Raw genomic sequence first — 16,691 nt, 5'->3', positions numbered from 1 at the left:
GGACTTAGGACTTACTCACTTTGTGTTGCGCTCAGGGCTAATCTGTCACCCTGATACTGAGGTTGTTCCCCATGCGGTTCCCGACCCCAGCACTCTGGTTCAGTTGCACGACCCCACGGCTTCCGACAAACGCAGTGTCATCGGTTGCTACGCGTCGCTCCCCAGTGGCGGGTGCAACTGTTCCTGAGATTGGTGTAATGGCCACGCTCTGCGACAGCACCGAGTCATCCAGGCTGATTGGCCCGGAGCTGACGCTGATACTCATTGCATTGGCCTGTTGAGTTCCTGCCCCCGCGGATTGGTTAATACCGAGGACGCCATTGCCCGCGCTAAATGCCCCCGCGCCTATCGCCACGCCAGCCGCTTGCGAGGAGTCAATGTTATTGATGTTCAGGCGTTGGACTTGCGTGGTTGAAGCGCTGGCGCCGTTGCCAACTGCGAGCGCTCTCGCATTACTTTGTTGTTGCGACTCGCCAGCTGCTTGGTTAACTGAAACAACACCTTGAAAGTGACTGGCGCTGTTGGAAATAGTGGCCTGGCTTACAGGGGCCGGTGCGCCATCGGCTAGGGCTGTGCTAGAGAGGGCCAAGGCCATTACTAAAGACAGGACTTTCATCTCACTGGCCTCCCGTGAGCATGTTTAAAGGCGCGAGCCCGCGTTGAACAGTACTGTTAATGGTGCTGCCCAAACCGCTGCCTGCGTTACCCCCTGCATGCCCGGCAGATCCGGTATTTGTTGCGCCTTGATGGTTGGCTTGATCGGTGCCCAAGGCGTTGAAACCAGGCAGGCTACCGTTGGGCATCACCATCGAGTTAATCCCGGAGCCGGTTGTGATGTTGGCAAAGTCGGAATCGGCAAGCTCACCGCCCATGTGCGCACCGCTCAGGCTGCCATTAACTGCGCCGACGACCTGGCGGGAGATATTGGTATTGACCACCGTTGGATTGGGGTCGGGAATATCCGTGGGGTGTGTGGCGAGGCGCGGCTGAACTTGGCGACCCAATACGATAATTCCATCTTGGGCGAGCACAGGAGTAGGGCAGACACTGGAGAGCATCACCAGCGATAGCGCCAGTAGTGACGACGACAATGATCCTGAAGGGTTTCTAGGTTCCATGGCATCAATTCCTCTACATCCCTTGTTGCGTGCTGTGCAGTGGCAACACTTCGGTTGCTTGTGATCAAGGGTTCGCAGGAGTCGTGCCGGAATCGATTTGTATCGCCGTTTCAGTGGGTTAGGTGTTTTTGCTGCAGGCAGGGCTGTGTCCAGTGTTTCACTGATGAGACACTGGCAGATCATATTTACTGAGATTGTCCGTGTCTGGCTAAGCCAGGCCGCGCTTATCTGGGTGTTACACAGATGAAACAGTTACGCGAAGAAAGCTGTAAAGCTGCGTAAACAGTGGGCGAGATTTGATTGATGTGTTTCATTGCTGATACAGGCAGGCTCGCCTGTGGAGGCGTCGTATAGGTTTGAACCTGGATCATTCGGTAAGTTCAGCGCCGTTGTACTTGAGGCGATGAATCAGGCAATGCCATAGGTTGAGGGTGAAGCGCCAGTGCTGCCTAACTAAAGGTTTGAGCGAAGCGGAAAGTGGCTTTTGTAGATTATTTAAATGACGTTGTAACGAATATGGTCTATCCCTCTCTAGTGATATGTCGTATCCAACAAATGTTGTGCGATGGGCATATTACAAATAATCCGAGGATGTGCACATGACTAACAAAACCACACTTGCTGCAACCGGCGCTGCTATTGCATTTACTGCGGCAACCATGTTTGCAACCATGGCGAGCACTGTTGTTGTTGCTGAAGAATCGCCTGTTCATTGCTACGGCGTTAACGCCTGCAAAGGTCAGAATGACTGCAAAACTGCAGAAAACGCCTGTAAGGGCCAGGGTATTTGCAAAGGTCATGGTTTTAAAGCAATGTCGCTGGCTGAGTGCAACGCTGCCAAAGGCAAAGTTGGCGAGTAACAAGCCGCTTACAACAGGGAGCATCCATCTGCTGATGGATGCTCCTGTTTTAGTGTCGGGATCCAACCCTGGGTCCGGGCGCTTCAGTTCGAGCCTTTCCAGATCAACGCGTTCTATTTCAACCTAAGGAGCATGGCGTGTCAGCTCGTTCAGACTCTCTTGGCTTCGGCTTGGGATTGCGCATTCCTTACTATCAAGAAATCCTTGAGCAACGGCCTGATGTCGATTGGTTCGAGGTCATTTCCGAGAATTTCATGGTTGAGGGCGGTAAAGCCCTTTATCACCTAGATGCGGTTGCCGAGCACTATCCAATAGTGATGCATGGCGTTTCCTTATCGATTGGTGGCCCGCACGAGATGGATCGCGATTACCTCAAGCGACTCAAGAAACTGGCCGAGCGGGTCAAGCCTCAATGGGTTTCTGACCACCTCTGCTGGAGCCGTGGTAATGCCCACCATCTGCACGACTTGTTACCCCTGCCGTTCACGGACGAAAGCTTGCAGCATGTAGCCGCGCGAGTTCGCCAAGTGCAGGACGTTATAGAGCGTCCGCTGGTGCTGGAAAATGCGTCAACCTATATCCGCAGCGCTGGGGATAAGTACACCGAGTGGGAGTTTCTTTCGCACCTGACTGAAATCACAGGCTGTGAGTTACTGCTTGATGTGAATAATGTGTATGTCAGCGCGCGTAACCATGGTTTCGATGCCTGGACCTACATCAGCAGTCTGCCTGTGGATAAGATTCGTCAGCTGCATTTGGCCGGGCACACCGATTACGGTCATTATGTGGTCGATACCCATGACCATCCGGTGTGTGACCCGGTTTGGCAGCTCTACGAACAGACCATCCGACACTTGGGGGCGGTTGCAACCATGATCGAGCGGGATGACCATTACCCACCTTTTGCTGAGTTGATGGCTGAGTTGCAAAAAGCCCGGGCGCTAGGCGCTAAGGCGCTTCGGGCGGAATCAGTATGCGGTTGAATCAGTGGCAGCGAGAGATTGAAGCTTATTTGCTCGGCGCTGATTCGCAGGCCAAGCCTGAATTGCGCGCCACCTTGGTCGGCAGCCCCAACCTCGATGTCGAACTCGGCTTGGCGATATACCACAATGCTTACCGTGCACGCTTGATCGAAACCCTGAGAGGCGATTACAGCGCTGTGCATGGCTGGATGGGCGATGAAGAGTTTGATGCTCTGGCCCTGGCCTATATCAATGCGTACCCGCCTGACCATTTCAGCCTGCGGTGGCTGGGCGCTCGATTTGCCGACTTTATCGACGCCCACCTTATTCCTGAGCAAGCCGAACCATTAGCCGAGCTTGCACGCTTCGAATGGGCATTCACCCTGTCGTTTGATGCCGCAGACGGACTGCCGCTTACCGAATCACTGCTGGCCAGCCTACAGGCGGATGAGTGGCCCAATTTGCAAGCGCGCTTTTTGCCAAGCGTGCAGTGGCAAACCTTGCGTTACAACACACTGGCATTGTGGCGCGCGCTAAAAGACGACACTGAGTTTCCCGGCAGCCATGCACTTGAGCAAGCATCGGTCTGTTTGATCTGGCGTGATGGCCTGATCAGCCGCTTCCGAACCCTTACCCCAGATGAAGCCGGCGCGCTGTACAAAATGGCCGTACAAGGTGGCAGCTTTGCCGAACTTTGTGCGGACCTTGCGCCCATGGGCGATAACGCCATGGGCCAGGCAATTACCTGGATTCGCCAGTGGCTGGCCGATGGCACCCTGCAGCGCCACATCGGTGAGCCTGCAATCTATCAGGTTGATAGCGTCATCAATCACTAAGCTGAACTACGCTTTTTGTTGTTAGCAAAAAGCGGAGGTTCACATGATTCAGTTTATACCGCCGGTATTACGCAGCCTGCAATTGCCGCTGCGTTTGAAGCTTTGGGACGGCAAACAACTTGATCTCGGCCCTCAGCCGCGGGTGACCTTGGTGATCAAAGATCCCAGCTTGATCATGCAACTGGCCAACCCAAGCCTCGATGTACTGGGCAGCGCTTATGTTGAAGGCCGTGTTGAGCTGGAAGGTCAGATGAGTGACATCATCAAAGTCGGTGTAGATCTCAGTGAAGCGCTGATGCCTGACGACTGCTCAACTGCGGTTGAACATGAGCTGCACGACAAAGCCACCGACGCGGCGGCTATCAGCTATCACTACGACTTATCCAACGCCTTTTATGCGCTCTGGCTTGATCCGGAAATGGTCTATTCCTGTGGCTATTTTGCCACCGCCGACGAGACGCTGGAGCAAGCTCAATTGGCCAAGCTTCGCCTGCTGTGCCGCAAACTGCGTCTGCAACCTGGGGACAAGCTGCTTGATGTAGGCTGCGGCTGGGGTGGACTTTCTCGCCTTGCGGCGCGGGAGTTTGGCGCGCAGGTGTATGGCATTACCCTGAGCGCAGAGCAACTTAACTTAGCCCGCGAGCGTGTGGCAGAACAAGGCCTGGAAAAACAGGTGGAGCTGCAACTGGTGGATTACCGCGACCTGCCACAGGATGGCCGCTTCGATAAAATTGTCAGTGTCGGTATGTTTGAACACGTGGGCCTGGCCAATCTGGCGCAGTACTGCGAGTGTTTGTTCGGCGCAGTCAAACCCGGTGGACTGGTGATGAATCACGGTATCACCGCGCGCCACACAGACGGCCGGGCGGTTGGCCACGGTGCTGGCGACTTTATCGGTAAGTATGTGTTTCCCAATGGTGAACTGCCCCATCTGTCGACCATGACGGCGGCTCTGAGTGATGCCGGGCTGGAGGTGGTTGATGTGGAAAGCCTGCGCCTGCATTACGCGCGTACCCTGAATTTCTGGAGTCAACGGCTTGAGTCGCAACTGGATAAAGCCGCGCAAATGGTTCCTGATCAAGCGCTGCGAATTTGGCGGTTGTATCTGGCCGGATGCGCGTATGGATTTGCTCAAGGCTGGATGAACCTGCACCAGATATTGGCGGTAAAGCCACTGCCCAGCGGTGGTCACGACTTGCCTTGGTCGCGTGCGGATATCTATCAATAACGCCAGGGTGCAAAGCCTTCGCTGAACGTGGCTGCTGGCGCTAATACAGCGCTGGCGGTCAGTTTGTCTTAACATGCGCCAATCTTGTTGAGATGATCGGCGCATGCCAGCTTTTTTACTTCGATACCGCGTTGGATTTACCGTTCTGCTGATTGCCATCGGCTTGCTGGCGAGCATGTGGTTGGCTGGGCGCTATGCGCAACAACATGCTTGGCAGGAGCGCAGTGTTGAGGCGCGCGGTCAGTTAAAACTCTATGCGCAATCGATCCATACCCTGGTTGAGCGTTTTAGCTCGGTGCCCGAGGTGCTCTCACTCGACAGTGACATCAAAGCCGTGCTCAGCTCGCCAGATGACCTGTTGTTGCGGGCAGCGCTTAATCATCGCTTGGAACAGTTGAACCGAGCCTCCGGGGCCAATGTGCTGTATCTGCTCAATGCACAAGGCGACACGCTTGCGGCCAGCAACTGGCGTGAGTGGAGCAGCTTTGTTGGTAATAACTATGCATTCCGTCCCTACTTCCGCGATGCATTGAAGCAATCCTCTGGGCGCTATTTTGCAGTTGGGGTTACCACTGGAATCCCTGGCTACTTCCTTTCCCATGTGGTGCTGGATAACCAAGGTCAAGTGATTGGCGTATTGGTGGTCAAGTTGGAGCTTGAGGAGTTACAGCGGGAGTGGGTTGAGCAGTCGGGCGTTCTGCTGGTGGCCGATACCTACAACGTCGTGATTTTGAGTAACCGTCCGGCCTGGCGTTTTCGAACACTGAGTGAGCTGAGTGATCAGGCGCGAAATGAGTTGATTGAGGTGCGAAAATACGCCGAACAAGCGTTAAAGCCACTGCCAAGTAGGCTGCGCTTGCAAATTAACTCAGAATCGCAGTGGCGGACTGTGGATGGCCCGGACGGCACCCAGGATTATCTCTGGCAGAGCCAGCAGTTGCCGGATGAAGGCTGGAACCTGTTCTTGCTGGTTGAGCCACAAACAGTGGTCGACAGTGTGCGCAGTTACCGGCTGGCCGCCGCGGGGGTATGGATGACCTTGGCGTTCTTGCTGTTGTTCTTGCTTCAGCGGCGCAAGAATCATCGACTGCAAGCCAACATACGCGAGCGCCTTGAACGAGAAGTAAGCCTGCGCACGGCCGAGTTGCGCGAGGCACAGGACGGCTTGGTTCATGCGGCGAAAATGGCGGCCCTCGGGCAAATGTCTGCGGCGATGGCCCATGAAGTCAATCAACCACTGACCGCCATGCGCATGCAACTGGGGAGTTTGCGCTTGCTGCTCGACAGTGGGCGCAAGGATGATGTGTATGCCGGCTTGCTAAGAATCGACGGCTTGCTTGAACGCATGGCTTCGCTGACCAGTCATTTGAAAACCTTCGCTCGCAAGAGTCCTGCGGGGCTCAGTGAGCGGTTGCAGATTGGCGAAGTTCTGGACCAGGCATTGCAGCTGTTGGCACCGCGAATGCGTAGCGAAAATGTGCAACTTACCAATCAAGTTGATTACAACGTACACGTTTTAGGTGATGCGATTCGCCTTGAGCAAGTGTTGCTCAACTTACTCAACAACGCCTTGGACGCCATGATGTCGGCCGAAAACGCCCAGCTTGAGGTGGTTATCCAGCGTTGCGCTGAGCTTTGCGTCTTGACGGTAGCCGATAACGGCGGCGGTATTGCCGTGGAGAATCTTAGCCATGTGTTCGATCCGTTCTTTACCACCAAGCCCGTCGGCCAGGGTTTGGGGCTGGGTCTGGCGGTGTCATACGGGATTGTGCGTGAATTGGGCGGCACGCTAGAGGCGTCTAACAGCCTGATTGGTGCAGTGTTTACCCTAAAATTGCCGATTGCGCCCGAGTCGCAAAGCTAGGCTAGCGGCTCACAGTTTTGCAGCTTTGTTCAAATCGAGACTACCAAGTCAGGCTCATGACGATACACTGCGCGCGTTCAAGTTGGAGGTCGTATGAGCAGTCAGGTGTTGGTTGTTGATGATGAAGTGGCGATCCGCGAAGCTGTGCAACAGTGGCTGGAGCTGTCAGGTTTCAGCGTGCAAACATGCTCAAGTGCTGCCCAAGCCTTGGCGGTGGTTGATCGCGACTTCCCAGGTGTCGTCATCAGTGATGTGCGAATGCCCGGCACTGACGGCCTGCAACTGCTGGAAAAACTGATCGAACTTGATCGCGATCTTCCAGTGATTATGGTCACTGGCCATGGCGACGTGCCAATGGCCGTGCAAGCCTTGCATCAAGGGGCTTATGATTTCATCGAGAAACCCTTTACCCCTGAACGGCTGCTCGACAGCGTGCGTCGAGCGCTGGAAAAGCGCCGTCTGGTCTGTGAAAACCGCGAGCTGCGCCAACAGTTCGCTAATAAAGACCGGATTGAAAGCCAGTTGCTTGGTGTTTCACGGCCCATGGAAAATCTGCGTCGGCAGATTCTGGAGCTGGCCGGCACCTCGGTGAATATTCTGATTCGCGGCGAAACCGGCAGCGGCAAAGAGCGCGTTGCGCGTTGCCTGCATGACTTCAGCGCGCGGGCCGGTAAACCCTTTGTGGCCTTGAACTGCGCGGCGATCCCCGAAAATTTATTTGAGAGTGAGTTGTTCGGTCACGAAAGCGGCGCTTTTACTGGCGCACAAGGCAAGCGGATTGGCCGCATTGAGCATGCTGACGGTGGCACCTTGTTTCTCGATGAAATTGAGAGTCTGCCGTTGGCGCAGCAGGTTAAATTGCTGCGGGTCCTGCAAGAGAAAACCCTTGAGCGACTCGGTTCAAATCGCAGTATTCAAGTGGATTTGCGGGTCATCAGTGCGGTAAAGCCAGACTTGCTTGATGAAGTGCGTAAAGGGCGCTTTCGTGAAGACTTGTACTACCGGTTGAATGTGGCAACCCTGCAGATACCTGCACTCTGTGATCGACGTGAAGATATCCCGCTACTGTTTGAGCATTTTGCTCAAGAGGCTGCGCAACGCCATAACCGAGAGGTGTCACCACTACCGGCGAACGAGCTTGCGCGACTACTGGGACATGACTGGCCAGGCAATGTACGTGAGTTGATAAACGCCGCTGAGCGGCATGCGCTGGGCTTGAGCGCACCCGTGGAGGCGTTTGCCAGCCAGTCTCTGGCTGAGCAGATGGAAAGTTTTGAAGCGCAATGCCTGCATAACGCCTTGCTTCACTGTCAGGGCAATATTGCTCAGGTCATGGAACTGTTGCAGTTACCCCGGCGCACGCTGAACGAAAAAATGCAGCGCCATGGATTGCAGCGCAGTAGTTACCGGACGGCTGGCAGCCAAGACGAAGAATAGGCGGATTACCGCCTGTAGCTGTTCAGTTTTCGGCGGATTATTGCCGATAATTCATTGGTATTATTGCGAAACCCCTCTAGAACGGCGTTTTTACGCATTGGCACGGCATCTGCTACGTTTGCTTTAACCCGCACATGGGTCATCCAATAAGAAAGACTAGAGGTTTGCCATGAATCAACTTGTCTGTTTCGCGAGCCCATCGCGCGCATCCTCCAGTACGCCGGGCAATACGTCCTGTGTAAGCCTAAGCTTCTTTCTGACGACCCAATAAGACCCGACGCGTGCCAACCGCACTGCGGTGGGCATCGTCTACAGTGAAAAACTCTGCATAAAGCCATAACAACGACGGAGATTTATCCATGCGATTGACCAAGCGTTTAAGCCTGTTCGCAGCTGCCGCAACTCTCACTGCAAGTACTGCAGTTCTGGCAGCTCCAACCTTTATCAATATCCTCACCGGTGGCACCAGTGGTGTGTATTACCCGATTGGTGTGGGCCTGTCGCAGATCTACAGCAACGGCATCGAAGGCTCGAAAACTTCAGTCCAGGCGACCAAAGCGTCAGTTGAAAACCTGAACTTGCTGCAAGCGGGGCGCGGTGAGCTGGCGCTGGCGCTGGGTGACTCGGTTGCCGATGCCTGGAATGGTGTCGAAGAAGCAGGCTTTAAAAAGCCCCTGAAAAAGCTGCGTGCAATAGCCGGTACATACCCGAATTACATTCAGATTGTTGCCAGCAAAGAGTCGGGCATCAAAACCCTGGCTGATTTGAAAGGCAAAAGCATCTCGGTGGGTGCACCGAAATCAGGTACTGAACTCAATGCCCGGGCAATCTTGAAAGCTGCCGGTCTGACCTATGAAGACATGAGCAAAGTTGAGTTCTTGCCATACGCCGAGTCGGTTGAACTGATCAAGAACCGACAGCTTGATGCCACGCTGCAGTCTTCGGGCCTGGGCATGGCTGCTATACGCGATCTCGCTGCCACCTTGCCAATCAACTTCGTAGCAGTGCCTGCTGATGTGGTTGCCAAGATTGGCAACGATGCCTATCAGCCAGCCAGCATTCCAGCCGGCACCTACGATGGCCAAGAAGCTGACGTGCCAACGGTTGCCATCACCAATATCCTGGTGACCCATGAAGATGTCTCTGAAGAGACCGCTTATCAAATGACCAAACTGATGTTTGAGAACCTTAAGCGCCTGAGCAATGCTCACTCGGCGGCCAAGGACATCAAGTTGGAAACTGCAGCCAAGAACCTGCCAATCCCGCTGCATCCAGGTGCAGAGCGCTACTACAAAGAAGTCGGCGCGCTGTAATTCTGTTGAACCGGGGTGGGCAGGTGTCCACCCCGGTTGGTTTTTGATCTGATCTTCGCGCACCAGAGGTGCTAATAAAACCAGTGCTCACAAGAGCGGTAGGTTTTGTTAGCGGTTCTGCGCAACCGCTACGTAATGAGGGCGTTATCGCCATGAGTGAGAACAACCAAGGCCTTTCGGATAATCCGAGTGAGTGGCCAAAAGCGCTATTTGTTGTCGCGCTGCTGTTTTCCATCTTTCAGATCACCACGGCGGCTTTCCACCCTGTGTCGAGCCAAGTGCTGCGTGCAGTCCACGTTGGTTTTTTGCTGCTTGTGGTTTTTCTAAGTTTTTCGCTGACGGGCAAAGGCCGCCCATGGCAACCCGCTGCCTGGATTCTGGGTTTGGCAGGCATGGGCACAGCGGTTTATCAGTGGGTGTTCGAAGCGGATCTGATCTATCGCTCCGGCGACCTGACGCAGATGGACATGATTGTCGGTCTGGTATTGATTGCATTGGTGTTTGAAGCGGCTCGCCGGGTGATGGGCATTGCTTTGCCGATCATCTGCGCGCTGTTTTTGGCTTACGGGCTTTTAGGTCAGTACCTGCCGGGCGATTTGATGCACCGCGGTTACGACATTGACCAGTTGGTGAACCAACTCGCCTACGGCACCGAAGGCCTTTACGGCACCCCGACATACGTGTCGGCGACCTATATCTTCCTGTTTATCCTGTTTGGTTCGTTTCTTGAACAGGCCGGGATGATCAAATTGTTCACTGACTTCGCCATGGGCCTGTTTGGCCACAAGGTCGGCGGCCCGGCTAAAGTCTCTGTGGTGTCATCTGCGCTGATGGGCACCATTACCGGTTCCGGTGTGGCAAACGTGGTAACCACCGGCCAGTTCACCATTCCGCTGATGAAGCGTTTCGGTTATCGCTCGGCCTTTGCCGGCGGGGTCGAGGCGACATCGAGCATGGGCAGCCAAATCATGCCGCCAGTGATGGGTGCCGTGGCCTTTATCATGGCTGAAACCATCAACGTGCCATTCTTTGAGGTGGCCAAAGCGGCGCTGATTCCGGCGATCCTGTACTTCGGTTCGGTGTTCTGGATGGTTCACCTTGAAGCACGCCGCGCAAATTTGCATGGCTTGCCGAAGGATCAATGCCCGAACCCATGGGCAGCGGTTAAAGAGCGTTGGTACCTGCTGATTCCATTGTTCATTCTGGTTTACTTGCTGTTCTCCGGCCGTACACCGTTGTACTCGGGCATGGTGGGACTGGCTCTGACGGCCATTGTAATTCTTGGGTCCGCGATCATCCTGCGGGTGTCTTCGGTGGGGATGCGTATTGCCTTTTGGGTCGCCTTGGGCGTGCTTTGCGCCGGCTTCTTCCAGATGGGCATTGCCGTAGTGTTTGCCGTTGTCGCGCTGTTAGTCGCGGTGTGCTGGTTCATCAAAGGTGGGCGCGACACGCTGGTTGTGTGCTTGCACGCACTGGTTGAGGGTGCGCGGCATGCGGTGCCAGTGGGTATCGCTTGTGCGTTGGTTGGGGTCATCATCGGTGTGGTTTCGCTGACCGGTATTGCCTCGACATTTGCCGGTTACATTCTGGCGATCGGGCAGGACAATCTGTTCCTGTCGCTGGTGCTGACTATGCTCACCTGCTTGGTCTTGGGCATGGGTATTCCGACTATCCCCAACTACATCATCACCAGCTCGATCGCCGCACCTGCTTTGCTCGAACTGGGCGTGCCGTTGGTGGTTTCGCACATGTTCGTTTTCTACTTCGGAATCATGGCTGACCTGACGCCACCGGTCGCGCTGGCCTGCTTTGCCGCTGCGCCGATCGCCAAAGAGAAGGGCTTGAAGATCAGCCTTTGGGCTATCCGTATTGCTATTGCCGGTTTCATCGTGCCGTTTATGGCGGTCTATGACCCTGCGCTGATGATGCAAAGCGACAACTGGCTGGCGATTATTTATGCGCTGCTTAAAGCGGCTGTGGCGATTGGTTTGTGGGGCGCGGTGTTTACCGGCTTTCTCAGCTTTAAGCTGTCGTGGTGGGAACGCATGCTCGGCTTTGCGGCGGGTGCCAGCCTGATTCTAGCCACCCCAATCAGTGATGAAATTGGCTTTGCATTGGCCGCGGTGTTCCTCGGTCAACACTTGTGGCGTGCGCGCCACAAGCCGGTGACTGCGCTTTGATTGGTTTGTGCATGGGGTTGGCTGGAGCGGTGTGGGCGCAGTTGCCCGTGAGCGACTTCACCCTGGCCTGGAAGCACACGATTGAGCACATTCGCTGGGAAGAAGATTACCGCGTAACGGCCGAGGGCTTGGTTCTCGGTGAGGCACGCGTCAAGGGTACTGGTGCCGGTATGGAAATACCGGATGACGCCGTACTGCGTGAGGGCAGCTGGCATTACCATCGCCAGATGGCGCCCCTGCAACCTCTGCGCTTGGGGCGAACCCCCGAGGCAGGGGATTATCAACTGTGTTTCGACCAGCGTTGTCACTCTGCGAGTGAATGGCTCGGCCCGCCAAAAGCGTCCCAGCCCGCGTTGGAACTTTGGAGTTGTGAGCTCGACTCCCCGGCAGCGAAAGGTGCCGGCAAGGGTTAACTGGTTAACCTGCTCCCAGTGCCACAAGCGCTGGTTGTATGATGGAGAGAACCCCCATTTGGTTTTGCCGGTGGGGGTTTTGTTCGTCTGCAGTATGGCCGCCGTCTAATCGTCCTTGAGAGCCTATGATTGTGAACACCACCTATTACCTGCAGATGCTCAGCCCTGAGCAATTGCGCGCCAAACCATTGCCTGCCGGGTTGAATATCGTCGAATGTGAGCACAAGCAGTTCCAGCTCAACCGCTTTCTCTATCAGTTGGTGGGCGGGCCGTGGCAGTGGACAGATAAACTGACCTGGTCGGATGAGCAGTGGCGAGCGCAGATCAACAGTGAACATCACCGCACTTGGGTGGCGTATTTCCAAGGTGCAATCGCAGGTTATTACGAGCTGCAAATGAGCGGTGCAGGTGAAGTGGAGATTCTTTATTTTGGTCTGGCCGAAGACTTCTTTGGTCAAGGCCTTGGCGGCCCTTTGCTAAGCCAGGCTGTGCAGTCTGCATGGTCTTGGCCTGGCGTTAAGCGGGTTTGGGTCCATACCTGTACCCTTGACCACCCCAGTGCGCTAAACAACTACCAGGCGCGAGGGTTTGAGATATATCAACAAGAAGTCACAACTGAGTCGGCTGAATTGATTCAGGCCGACTAAACTGGGCCAATCACTATTGACTGATTTCTGGAGCAGACCATGGGCACGCGACTTATCAAAACCTTGGTGCTAGGCCTTAGCATCACTCCGGTGCTGGCGACTGCAGCGCCTATTTTGCCGGGCTTGTGGGAAATCAGCACCAGCAATATGGCGGTGGATGGTCAGCAGATGCCGGCCATGGATGTGATGATCGATAAGCTTAAAACCCTGCCGCCAGAGCAGCGCGAGATGATGGAGCAGATGCTCGCCAAGCAAGGCGTGCAGTTGGGGGATAAAGGCGTACAGGTGTGTCTGAGCGAGGCACAGGTGAAGTCTGATGAGCTGCCGTTGCAAGAGCAGTCGGGCTGCAAGCAAGAGGTCACCGAGCGCTCCGACACCCTGTGGAAGTTTCACTTTGACTGCCCACAAGCCAAGGGCCAGGGTGAGACGCGATTTATCAACGACAAGCAATTCACCAGCATTGTGACCAGCACCTTTAACAATCAGGGCAAGCAGCAGCAGGGCACTATGCAAACCAATGCGCGCTGGGTCGGCGCCGACTGCGGTGGTTTGACGCCTCAGCAATAAAACCCAGTGATTGATCCTTTTCTGAAAAGGCTCGCCTAGTGGCGGGCCTTTTGTTTATAGCGGAATAAAGCTGCTAGTCTGCGTCTGCGTATCTCCTTTGAAACCCTTTGTACCTGCACGATGAATCTATTTTTTCACTTGAGCAGCTATTCAATCTCAGCCAAACCCAAAGGCGGCTAATGCGTTTTATGAGTCTTTTTCTGTGTGCTTCGATACTTGCCGGCTGCAGCGGTTTACCCTCGCTAGAGGGGCGAGTTCCGTCCAGTGCATTACCGCATGACGAAGCGGCAGAAACCCAGCTGGGCAAAGCGATAAACCCGTTGATACAAGGCCATCCCGGGATATCGGGTATCTACCCACTGGCCGGTCCGGCAGACGCATTTGCGGCCCGTGCATTGCTTGCTCAGGCGGCGCAACGAACCTTGGATGTGCAGTATTATATTTGGCATGGCGACACCACGGGCACCCTGCTCCTGCAAGCGCTACTGGATGCTGCAGACCGTGGCGTGAGGGTGCGTTTGCTACTTGATGACAACGGTACCTCGGGTATCGATTCGCAACTCGCTGCGCTAGACAGTCATCAGAATATTGAAGTGCGGCTGTTCAACCCGTTTCCTTCGCGCAGCGCCAAGTGGTTAGGGTTTCTGACTGATTTCGGCCGCGTAAACCGCAGAATGCACAACAAATCATTCACGGCCGACAATACGGCGAGCATTGTCGGTGGTCGTAATGTGGGCGATGAATACTTTGGCGCAACCGATGGCGTGTTGTTTACGGACCTCGATGTGCTTTCAGTTGGGCCGGTGGTTGACCAAGTCTCTAAAGATTTTGACCTCTATTGGGGCAGCGATTCGGCCTATCCAGTTAACCGTTTGATCGCCGTTGCCAGTGCTTCTGAACGCAGAGCGGTGGCAGCTGCCGCCACTGCCTTGAAGCAAAGCCCTAAGGCGAAAGAATACGTCGCAGCGCTGCAGCAATTGCAGTTCATCCGCCAATTGCTAAACGGCCAGCTCAAGCTGATCTGGGCTAATACGCGGATGGTTAGCGACGACCCGGCAAAAGTTTTGGGCAAGGCTTCTCCTGCACAGTTGCTGACCTACAAAGTGGGTAGGATTATTGATAAACCAAGCAGTCATGTTGAATTGGTGTCGCCCTATTTTGTGCCCACTAAAACCGGCGTTGCGGCCTTTAGCGAGATGTCTAAACGCGGGGTAAAAGTGCGTATATTGACCAACGCACTTGAAGCCACAGACGTTGCCGCTGTGCATGCAGGCTACGCCAAGTCGCGCAAAGCCTTGCTCAAGGCGGGTATTGAACTGTTTGAAATGCGCCGCCAAGCAGGCGTGAATGACGAGCCCGACAAGTACAAAATGTTTGGCAGCAGCGGCTCCAGCCTGCATGCCAAAACCTTTGCGGTGGACGGTCAACGGGCATTTGTCGGTTCATTTAACTTCGATCCGCGCTCAGCCAAGCTCAACACCGAGCTAGGGTTTGTCATCGACAGCCCACAACTGGCACAGAGAATTGAGCTGGCCTTTGACCGTGACCTGCCGGCGAGCGCTTATCGCGTTACCCTCGATGAAAACGATAACCTGAAGTGGACAGAACAAAGAGGCTCAGAGCAGATGACTTATGACACCGAGCCGGGCAGCAGCTTGTGGGTGCGTATGTCTGTTGCTTTGTTATCGCTCTTGCCGATTGACTGGATGCTCTAAGGCCGTGCGATGCATGGATGAAGACCGTGCTCGAACTCGACTAAAGGATCGGTGAAAGCAGACGCGCAATACGCATGCCGAGCTTTTGCAGACGGTGTACGTGTTTGCGGTCTTCGTTGCGGATCTCGATGCTGTGGCTAAAGTCCTCAAGCAACATTTTTTCGACCTCCAGAGCGAAGTCCTCGTCGATGGTCAGCAGGGTGATTTCGAAGTTCAGCCGGAATGAGCGGTTATCCAGGTTGGCGCTACCCACCGCACTGGCGAAATCATCAATCAACATGACCTTTTGGTGGACAAACCCAGGCTGATAGCGGAAAACGCGTACGCCGGCGCGAACAGCGTCGAAGGCATACAGGTTGCTCGCGGCGAACACCGTACGGTGGTCACGTCTCGAGGGAATCAAAATCCGTACATCGACGCCGCGAATAACCGCCAGGCGCAGCGCAGTAACCAGCGACTCATCAGGCACGAAATAAGGCGAGGTGATCCAGATTCGCTCGTTCGCCGAGTGCACAGCCTCAGCAAACATCAATGAGCAGGTTTCTTGGGCGTCTGCCGGGCCACTGGTGATCAGCTTGCACATGACACCGTCGCTGCTGAATACATCCGCCAGCAGTAGCTGTGGCAGTTGGCGAGTCGACCAGAACCAGTCCTCTGCAAAGGACTCCTGCAAGCAGGCGACTACCGGGCCGCTAATCGCTATGTGGGTATCGCGCCACGGTGAGAGCGGTGGCTTCTTGCCAAGGTACTCATCGCCGACATTGTGCCCGCCAATAAAGCCGCGTTCGCCATCAATCACCACAATCTTGCGGTGGTTGCGAAAATTAAGTTGGAAGCGGTTAAGAATACCGCCACCGGTAGGGAAGGCATGGATCTGTACCCCGCCGTTGCGCAAGCTGTTGATGTAGCGGCGGGGCAGGGCGTGGCTGCCGATGCCGTCATAGAGGAAGTAAATGCTGACGCCCGCAGCGGCCCGCTCAAGTAATACATCGCGCAGGCGTCGGCCGAGATCATCGTCTTTGACGATAAAGAACTGGATCAAAATAACCTGCCGGGCCGAGGCTAGCGCGCTCAAAATCGCGGCGAAGGTCGCCTCGCCGTTGATCAAGAGATCAACATGGTTGTTGGCCAAACAGGGCATATCACTGAGGCGTGGCAGGGCTCTTAGCTGTTGATAAACAGGCAGTTCACTGGCGGACACAGCCTCTTCGACCCAAGGTCGCCAGTTCAGCTTAGACATGGCCGCGTGCATTTCTGTATCGGCCTCACGCCGTGCCGTTACATAGGCGTCAAAACGGCTGCGACCGAATACCAGGTAGGGCAGCAGGGTTAAATACGGCATAAAAAACAGGGATGTTGCCCAGGCCAGTGCGCCTTGAGAGGTTCTGACTGTAAGTACGGCATGCAAGGCTGCTATAAGCCCGCAGAGGTGGATAGCGGCGAGTAAATATGTGGTGAAGGGGTGAATAACAATATCCATGTCCATGCTTATTCCTATCGAAATATCCCTGCATTAATAAAGCACGACTACAGTCATTATGGGGGGCTTTA

At 54.9% G+C, this 16,691-nt stretch carries 15 protein-coding genes; 12 read left to right on the top strand and 3 right to left on the bottom strand.

The window, feature by feature from the left end; translation table 11 throughout:
• Positions 1 to 37: 37 nt before the first annotated feature.
• Both AACY09_RS14880 and AACY09_RS14875 read right to left on the bottom strand, forming a co-directional pair.
• A complete protein-coding gene (locus tag AACY09_RS14880) occupies positions 38 to 616 on the bottom strand; it encodes an adhesin (protein WP_339489097.1) in 579 nt (192 codons plus the stop codon).
• Position 617: 1 nt separating this feature from the next.
• Positions 618 to 1,118 carry a hypothetical protein gene (locus AACY09_RS14875; protein ID WP_339489096.1) on the bottom strand — a complete coding sequence of 167 codons (501 nt, stop codon included), beginning with the start codon at positions 1,116 to 1,118 and terminating at the stop codon, positions 618 to 620.
• Between the two features lie 599 nt (positions 1,119 to 1,717).
• Between AACY09_RS14875 and bufA2 the strand changes: the two genes are divergently transcribed.
• From bufA2 to AACY09_RS14815, 12 genes are all read left to right on the top strand, one after another.
• Positions 1,718 to 1,978 carry a BufA2 family periplasmic bufferin-type metallophore gene (gene bufA2, locus AACY09_RS14870; RefSeq protein ID WP_339489095.1) on the top strand — a complete coding sequence of 87 codons (261 nt, stop codon included), beginning with the start codon at positions 1,718 to 1,720 and terminating at the stop codon, positions 1,976 to 1,978.
• Positions 1,979 to 2,115: 137 nt separating this feature from the next.
• Positions 2,116 to 2,961: an MNIO family bufferin maturase gene (gene bufB, locus AACY09_RS14865; RefSeq protein WP_339489094.1), complete on the top strand. Its 846-nt coding sequence runs from the start codon at positions 2,116 to 2,118 to the stop codon at positions 2,959 to 2,961.
• Complete coding sequence (locus AACY09_RS14860; RefSeq protein WP_339489092.1) at positions 2,952 to 3,776, top strand: DNA-binding domain-containing protein; 825 nt, start codon at positions 2,952 to 2,954, stop codon at positions 3,774 to 3,776. Before bufB ends, AACY09_RS14860 begins: the two co-directional genes overlap by 10 nt.
• Positions 3,777 to 3,819: 43 nt before the next feature.
• Positions 3,820 to 5,004, top strand: a complete 1,185-nt coding sequence (gene cfaB / locus AACY09_RS14855; protein ID WP_339489091.1) for a C17 cyclopropane fatty acid synthase CfaB — start codon at positions 3,820 to 3,822, stop codon at positions 5,002 to 5,004.
• Positions 5,005 to 5,107: 103 nt separating this feature from the next.
• A complete protein-coding gene (locus AACY09_RS14850; protein WP_339489090.1) occupies positions 5,108 to 6,868 on the top strand; it encodes a sensor histidine kinase in 1,761 nt (586 codons plus the stop codon).
• A gap of 93 nt (positions 6,869 to 6,961) precedes the next feature.
• The gene (locus AACY09_RS14845) at positions 6,962 to 8,305 is read left to right on the top strand and encodes a sigma-54-dependent transcriptional regulator (RefSeq protein WP_339489089.1); all 1,344 of its coding nucleotides are present in this window, start codon (positions 6,962 to 6,964) and stop codon (positions 8,303 to 8,305) included.
• A 359-nt stretch (positions 8,306 to 8,664) separates the two neighbouring features.
• Positions 8,665 to 9,618: a TAXI family TRAP transporter solute-binding subunit gene (locus tag AACY09_RS14840; RefSeq protein WP_339489088.1), complete on the top strand. Its 954-nt coding sequence runs from the start codon at positions 8,665 to 8,667 to the stop codon at positions 9,616 to 9,618.
• Between the two features lie 152 nt (positions 9,619 to 9,770).
• Entirely contained in the window at positions 9,771 to 11,798 is a 2,028-nt protein-coding gene (locus AACY09_RS14835) for a TRAP transporter permease (RefSeq protein ID WP_339489087.1), read from the top strand.
• Entirely contained in the window at positions 11,795 to 12,211 is a 417-nt protein-coding gene (locus AACY09_RS14830; RefSeq protein ID WP_339489086.1) for a DUF1850 domain-containing protein, read from the top strand. Before AACY09_RS14835 ends, AACY09_RS14830 begins: the two co-directional genes overlap by 4 nt.
• A gap of 125 nt (positions 12,212 to 12,336) precedes the next feature.
• The gene (locus tag AACY09_RS14825; RefSeq protein WP_339489085.1) at positions 12,337 to 12,858 is read left to right on the top strand and encodes a GNAT family N-acetyltransferase; all 522 of its coding nucleotides are present in this window, start codon (positions 12,337 to 12,339) and stop codon (positions 12,856 to 12,858) included.
• A gap of 39 nt (positions 12,859 to 12,897) precedes the next feature.
• Entirely contained in the window at positions 12,898 to 13,425 is a 528-nt protein-coding gene (locus tag AACY09_RS14820; RefSeq protein WP_339489084.1) for a DUF3617 domain-containing protein, read from the top strand.
• Between the two features lie 188 nt (positions 13,426 to 13,613).
• Positions 13,614 to 15,140 (top strand): phospholipase D family protein, encoded by a 1,527-nt coding sequence (locus AACY09_RS14815; protein WP_339489083.1) that lies wholly within the window; start codon positions 13,614 to 13,616, stop codon positions 15,138 to 15,140.
• A 40-nt stretch (positions 15,141 to 15,180) separates the two neighbouring features.
• On the opposite strand, the gene cls is transcribed toward AACY09_RS14815, so the two are convergent.
• Complete coding sequence (gene cls / locus AACY09_RS14810; RefSeq protein WP_339489379.1) at positions 15,181 to 16,620, bottom strand: cardiolipin synthase; 1,440 nt, start codon at positions 16,618 to 16,620, stop codon at positions 15,181 to 15,183.
• Between the last annotated feature and the right edge of the window lie 71 nt (positions 16,621 to 16,691).

It is taken from the genome of Pseudomonas sp. EL_65y_Pfl2_R95, assembly GCF_963971045.1.
Lineage (GTDB): Bacteria > Pseudomonadota > Gammaproteobacteria > Pseudomonadales > Pseudomonadaceae > Aquipseudomonas.
This window is presented reverse-complemented; position numbering and strand designations above follow the sequence as displayed.

What these genes read in the sequence shown, in the direction of transcription:
- cls (WP_339489379.1), bottom strand. Translation starts at nt 16,620, where the DNA reads ATGGATATTGTTATTCACCCCTTCACCACATATTTACTCGCCGCTATC.
- AACY09_RS14860 (WP_339489092.1), top strand. Translation starts at nt 2,952, where the DNA reads ATGCGGTTGAATCAGTGGCAGCGAGAGATTGAAGCTTATTTGCTCGGC.
- AACY09_RS14875 (WP_339489096.1), bottom strand. Translation starts at nt 1,118, where the DNA reads ATGGAACCTAGAAACCCTTCAGGATCATTGTCGTCGTCACTACTGGCG.
- AACY09_RS14850 (WP_339489090.1), top strand. Translation starts at nt 5,108, where the DNA reads ATGCCAGCTTTTTTACTTCGATACCGCGTTGGATTTACCGTTCTGCTG.
- AACY09_RS14815 (WP_339489083.1), top strand. Translation starts at nt 13,614, where the DNA reads ATGAGTCTTTTTCTGTGTGCTTCGATACTTGCCGGCTGCAGCGGTTTA.
- AACY09_RS14845 (WP_339489089.1), top strand. Translation starts at nt 6,962, where the DNA reads ATGAGCAGTCAGGTGTTGGTTGTTGATGATGAAGTGGCGATCCGCGAA.
- bufA2 (WP_339489095.1), top strand. Translation starts at nt 1,718, where the DNA reads ATGACTAACAAAACCACACTTGCTGCAACCGGCGCTGCTATTGCATTT.
- AACY09_RS14820 (WP_339489084.1), top strand. Translation starts at nt 12,898, where the DNA reads ATGGGCACGCGACTTATCAAAACCTTGGTGCTAGGCCTTAGCATCACT.
- AACY09_RS14880 (WP_339489097.1), bottom strand. Translation starts at nt 616, where the DNA reads ATGAAAGTCCTGTCTTTAGTAATGGCCTTGGCCCTCTCTAGCACAGCC.
- AACY09_RS14835 (WP_339489087.1), top strand. Translation starts at nt 9,771, where the DNA reads ATGAGTGAGAACAACCAAGGCCTTTCGGATAATCCGAGTGAGTGGCCA.
- cfaB (WP_339489091.1), top strand. Translation starts at nt 3,820, where the DNA reads ATGATTCAGTTTATACCGCCGGTATTACGCAGCCTGCAATTGCCGCTG.
- AACY09_RS14840 (WP_339489088.1), top strand. Translation starts at nt 8,665, where the DNA reads ATGCGATTGACCAAGCGTTTAAGCCTGTTCGCAGCTGCCGCAACTCTC.
- AACY09_RS14825 (WP_339489085.1), top strand. Translation starts at nt 12,337, where the DNA reads ATGATTGTGAACACCACCTATTACCTGCAGATGCTCAGCCCTGAGCAA.